Raw genomic sequence first — 5,141 nt, 5'->3', positions numbered from 1 at the left:
CTTCGTACCAGCGGATGGTCACGTCGTCGCCGTCGAGGGTGCCGGTCGACTCTTCGATGACGTCGCCGTAGAAGGTGGCGAGTTCGTCGGCGTCGTCGCCGACGCCGAAGCCGTCGATGGTGCGGGCCTCGTCTCCCGGATCGATCAGTTGAAGAATGCCGGCGTCCGTGAAGTGCCAGTCGCAGTCGCGCCAATTGACGATGGTGATGGTGTCGGACCCGCAGTCACCGGAGGTGCAAACGGTTTCCGTGCCCTCCGACAACGCGGGGAAATCCGAGAAGGCCGCGGAGATGCGCTCGTGCGATGCCCCGATTTCGATGCCCTGGAAACTGCGGCCGGTCAACGTCGTCTTGGACAACTCGGTGTCGCGGCTGGCGGCCAAACGGCTGGTGAGCTGCTCCGTGTTGTCGGCGGTGACGTAGAGGCCGCCGGTGGTGGTGGCGGCGCAGTTGAGTTCGTCGTCGTCGATCATGAAGCCGATCGCGTCGATGCGCAGCATCGGATGCGACTCGTGGAGTTGTTCGGCGACTTCGCAGATGGTGGGTCGTCCGCAGTGGTCTTCACCGTCGGTGACGACGACGAGGCTGGCTTCGACGTCGGTGGGCAGGGATTCACCGGCCTGCTTCATCGTTGCGGCGATGGGGGACCAGCCGCGGGGTGCGATGCCGTTGACGGCGTTTTTGGCGGCGTCGCGGTCGACGTCGCCGGAGTCGATGAGGTTGGTGGTGTCCTGGCAGCCGGCGTCGTGGTCGGCTTCGGAGTCTGAGGTGTTCAGGCCGTAGGTCCAGAGGCTGAAGTCGGTGCCGTCGGGGAGTGCGTCGATGTAGGCGCCGGCGGCTGTTTTGGCGGCGTCGATGCGGGTTCCGGAGGCGTCGTCGGTGTTCATGGAGCCGGAGCCGTCGACGATCAGGGCGGTGGGGATGTCGCTTTGGGCGGGTTCGTCACCTCCCGATCCGGTGAGGGAGTCGAAGGTGGAGCATCCGGCCAGCAGGGTGGCCGCACCCAGCATCGCGATGATCCTTCCGGCACGTGAACCCGACCGCATGACCGCACATCCTGTCTCGAGGCGCAGGGCCGCCCGATGACGGCCCGAAAATCGACGGTGATCGTCACATCAATTTTCGACCCCCGGACGCGCGAAGTCATGCCCCCACTATTCACGCCCCGAATGGTGGCCGGACCCGCCCCTCCTTCAGTCCCGTCAGCCCACGCGATTCCAGAACGCGCTGACGTCGAGGCCCCACTCCGCCAGCGTCCGCCGGATCAGCGGCAGCGACAGCCCGAGCACGCTGGACGGGTCGCCGTCGATGCCGTCGATGAACCACCCGCCCAGCGCCTCCAGCGTGAAGGCCCCGGCGCAGCCCAGCGGCTCACCCGATTCGGCGTACGCCACGATGTCCGCGTCCGACGGCTCTCCGAACCTCACCACGGTCGACACCGCCTCCGTCGCCGTCCGCACCTCCCCGCCGGGCAGCATCGCGGTGATCGAATGCCCCGTCACCAGCTCCGCCTCGCGCCCCCGCTGCGACTTCCACCGCCGCACCGTCTCGTCGACCGTGTGCGGCTTGCCGGACAGTTCGCCGCCCATCAGCAGCATCGAATCGCACGCGATGACCACCGTGACGCCCGCCCCGGTCCGCGCGTCCCCGGCCATCGCACCGGCCACGGCCGCCGCCTTCGCCTCCGCCAATTGCTTGACGACGGTGCCCGCGTCCGCGCCCCGCGCCGCCAACTCGTCGAGGATGGCGTCCTCGTCGACCTCCGGGGGCGACACCACGGGCTCGACTCCCGCCGAACGCAGGACCATCAGCCGGGACGGGGAACTGGACGCCAAGACGATGCGGTTGGCGGGCACGGTGCTCATGGCACACCACGGTAGCGGGTCGGCGGACCCGGGAAACGACTGCGCCGCCGCCTCCCCGGTGAAGGGGAGGCGACGGCGTCGTCGCAAAGCAATCGGGTCAGTCCCGCGGACGTCCTAGAAGAACTGGACGTTCTGGAAGCTGCCCGGGCTGTAGCTCAGCGGCTGCTGCAGGCGCTCGTCCAGGTTGCCCCACTGATTGCGGGGGCCCTTCGGGCCGGCGTCGGCTGCACCGTTGGCCATGCCGGCGAACAGCACGGCCAGCGTCGCGACCTGCGCGTCGGTCGGGTTTCCCTTGACGACCTTGAGGAAGGGGGCCTTGGGGGCCTCCTGCGCCTCGGCGTTCTCGGTGGCGGTGGTGTCGTTGGCGTTATCGGTCACAGCGGAATGTTCCCATGCTTCTTGGCGGGCACGTTGACGACCTTGCGGTCGAGCAGACGCAGGCCCTCGATGATCTGGCCGCGGGTCTCCGACGGCGGGATGACCGCGTCGATGAAGCCGCGCTCGGCGGCCATGTACGGGTTGACCAGGGTCTCCTCGTACTCGGCCTCGTACTGCTTCTGGACCTCCATGACGTCCTTGCCGTCGGCGGCGGCCTGCTTCAGCTCCTTGCGGTAGATGAAGCCCACGGCGCCCGAGGCGCCCATGACGGCGATCTGCGCGGTCGGCCAGGCGAGGTTGATGTCCGCGCCCATGTCCTTGGAGCCCATGACGCAGTACGCTCCGCCGTACGCCTTGCGGGTGATGACCGTGATCTTGCCGACGGTCGCCTCGGCGTACGCGTACAGCAGCTTCGCGCCGCGGCGGATGATGCCGTCGAACTCCTGGGACGTGCCCGGCAGGAAGCCCGGGACGTCGACCAGCATGATGATCGGGATGTTGAAGGCGTCGCAGGTGCGGACGAAGCGGGCGGCCTTCTCGGACGCCTTGATGTCCAGGCAGCCGGCGAACTGGATCGGCTGGTTGGCGACGAAGCCGACGGAGCGGCCCTCGACGCGGCCGAAGCCGATGACCACGTTCTGCGCGTAGTCCTCCTGGATCTCCAGGAAGTCGCCGTCGTCCGCCAGGCGGGTGATGACGTCCTTGATGTCGTACGGCTGGTTCGGGGAATCCGGGATCAGCGTGTCGAGCTCGAGGTCCGTCTCGTTGATGTTGTCGGCGATGGAGCCCTCGAACGGCTCGGCCTCCATGCGCGGGGCCTCGGCGCGGTTGTTCGACGGCAGGTAGCCGACCAGCTCCTGGACGAAGGACAGGGCGTCCTCGTCGTCGGAGGCGGTGTAGTGCGAGGTGCCCGAGATAGCCATGTGGGTGCCGGCGCCGCCGAGCTCCTCCTGCGTGACCTCCTCGCCCGTGACCGTCTTGATGACGTCCGGGCCGGTGATGAACATCTTCGAGGTGCCGTCGACCATGATGATGAAGTCGGTCAGGGCCGGCGAGTACACGTGGCCACCGGCGCAGGCGCCCATGATCAGGGAGATCTGCGGGATGACGCCCGAAGCCTGGGTGTTGCGGAAGAAGATCTGCGAGTACAGGCCGAGCGAGACGACGCCCTCCTGGATGCGGGCGCCGGCGCCCTCGTTGATGCCGATGATGGGCACGCCGGTCTTGATCGCCAGATCCATGATCTTCACGATCTTCTCGCCGTAGACCTCGCCGAGCGCGCCACCGAAGATCGCGCCGTCCTGCGAGAAGACGCAGACCTTGCGGCCGTCGATGGTGCCGTAGCCGGTCACCACGCCATCGGTGACCGGACGACGGGCGTCCAGGCCGAAGTTCTTGGAGCGGTGGCGGGCCAGGGCGTCGATCTCGACGAAGGAACCGTCGTCGAGGAGGAACTCGATGCGCTCGCGGGCGGTGAGCTTGCCGTTGTCGTGGACGCGGTCGATGGAGGCCTGGCCCATCGGGGCCTGGGTCTCCGCGAGGCGCGCGCGCAGATCGGCGAGCTTGCCAGCGGTGGTGGACTTGTCCGGCTCGGTGCCGGTGGTGGTGTGTGCGGCAGTCGTCATGTTCACAAGTCTACGTTTAGGGAACTTCGGTCCGGGAAATGGGGGCAACCGGCGTTCGCTTGGGGGTGAAAAGGGGGTTGTCGCGGGGGTCGCGGGGGACCCCCGCAACCGACCCGCGCAGGGGTGCTACAGCGGCATGTTGCCGTGCTTGCGCGCAGGCCAGGCGACCTTCTTGTCGCGCAGCAGGCGCAGATTGCGGGCGATTCGCGTGCGGGTCTCCGACGGAAGGATGACTTCGTCGATGAGCCCCCGTTCGGCGGCGAGGTACGGGTTGAGCATGTGGTCCTCGTACGCCTGCTCGTACTCCTTGATGAGCTCCGAGGCGTCGCCGTCGCGCTCCAGGGCGGCCTTGATCTCGCGGCGGTGCAGGAAGCCCACGGCGCCGGCGGCGCCCATGACGGCGATCTGCGCGGTCGGCCATGCCAGGTTCAGGTCGGCGCCCAGGCCCTTGGAGCCCATGACGCAGTACGCGCCGCCGTAGGCCTTGCGCATGGTCACGGTGATCTTCGGCACCGAGGCCTCGGCGTAGGCGTACAGCAGCTTCGCGCCGCGGCGCAGGATGCCCTGGTACTCCTGGTCGGCGCCGGGCAGGAAGCCCGGGACGTCGACGAGCAGGACCAGCGGGATGTTGAAGGCGTCGCAGGTGCGGACGAAGCGGGCGGCCTTCTCGGAGGCGTCGATGTCCAGGCAGCCGGCGAATTGCAGCGGCTGGTTGGCCACGAAGCCGACCACGCGGCCCTCGATGCGGCCGAAGGCGATGACGACGTTGTCGGCGCGGCCCTCCTGGATCTCCATGTAGTCGCCGTCGTCGGCGATGACCGCGATGACGTCGCGGACGTCGTACGGCTGGGACGGGTTGTCCGGGATGATGGAGTCGAGCTCGAGGTCGTCGTCGTTGACGGCGGCGTCGAAGTCGTCCTCGATGATCTCCGGCAGGACGCGGTTGTTGTCCGGCAGGTGGTCGAGCAGGTCACGGACCCAGTCGAGGGCGTCCTCGTCGTCGGTCGCGGTGTAGTGGGTGTTGCCGGCCAGCTCCATGTGGGTGGTCGCGCCGCCCAGCTCCTCCTGGGTGATTTCTTCGCCGGTGACGGTCTTGATCACGTCGGGGCCGGTGACGAACATGCGGGAGGAGTTCTCCACCATGACCACGAAGTCGGTCAGGGCGGGGGAGTAGGCGTTGCCGCCGGCGCAGGCGCCGAAGATGACGGAGATCTGGGGGACGACGCCGGAGGCCTTGACGTTGTAGTGGAAGGTCTGGGCGATGTAGTCCAGGG

Annotated in this window: 5 protein-coding genes; all 5 read right to left on the bottom strand. The window is 68.0% G+C overall.

The annotated features are described in order from the left end of the window. Positions 1 to 1,009 (bottom strand): VWA domain-containing protein (locus tag GX015_RS00725; protein ID WP_291342044.1); only part of this gene is annotated, 1,009 nt, incomplete at its 3' end. A gap of 192 nt (positions 1,010 to 1,201) precedes the next feature. Continuing rightward, positions 1,202 to 1,864, bottom strand: a complete 663-nt coding sequence (locus GX015_RS00720) for a nucleoside triphosphate pyrophosphatase (protein WP_291342042.1) — start codon at positions 1,862 to 1,864, stop codon at positions 1,202 to 1,204. Between the two features lie 114 nt (positions 1,865 to 1,978). Next, positions 1,979 to 2,242, bottom strand: coding sequence for an acyl-CoA carboxylase subunit epsilon (locus GX015_RS00715; RefSeq protein WP_291342041.1), 264 nt, complete (start codon positions 2,240 to 2,242; stop codon positions 1,979 to 1,981). Continuing rightward, complete coding sequence (locus GX015_RS00710; RefSeq protein WP_291342039.1) at positions 2,239 to 3,867, bottom strand: acyl-CoA carboxylase subunit beta; 1,629 nt, start codon at positions 3,865 to 3,867, stop codon at positions 2,239 to 2,241. Before GX015_RS00710 ends, GX015_RS00715 begins: the two co-directional genes overlap by 4 nt. Positions 3,868 to 3,993: 126 nt before the next feature. Then, positions 3,994 to 5,141: acyl-CoA carboxylase subunit beta (locus tag GX015_RS00705; protein WP_291342036.1), on the bottom strand; the 1,148-nt coding region annotated here is incomplete at its 5' end.

Origin of the sequence: Corynebacterium sp., from assembly GCF_012837295.1 — a bacterium.
Lineage (GTDB): Bacteria > Actinomycetota > Actinomycetes > Mycobacteriales > Mycobacteriaceae > Corynebacterium.
Note: the sequence above shows the minus strand (reverse complement) of the source record. Positions and strands in the feature narration are given on the sequence as shown.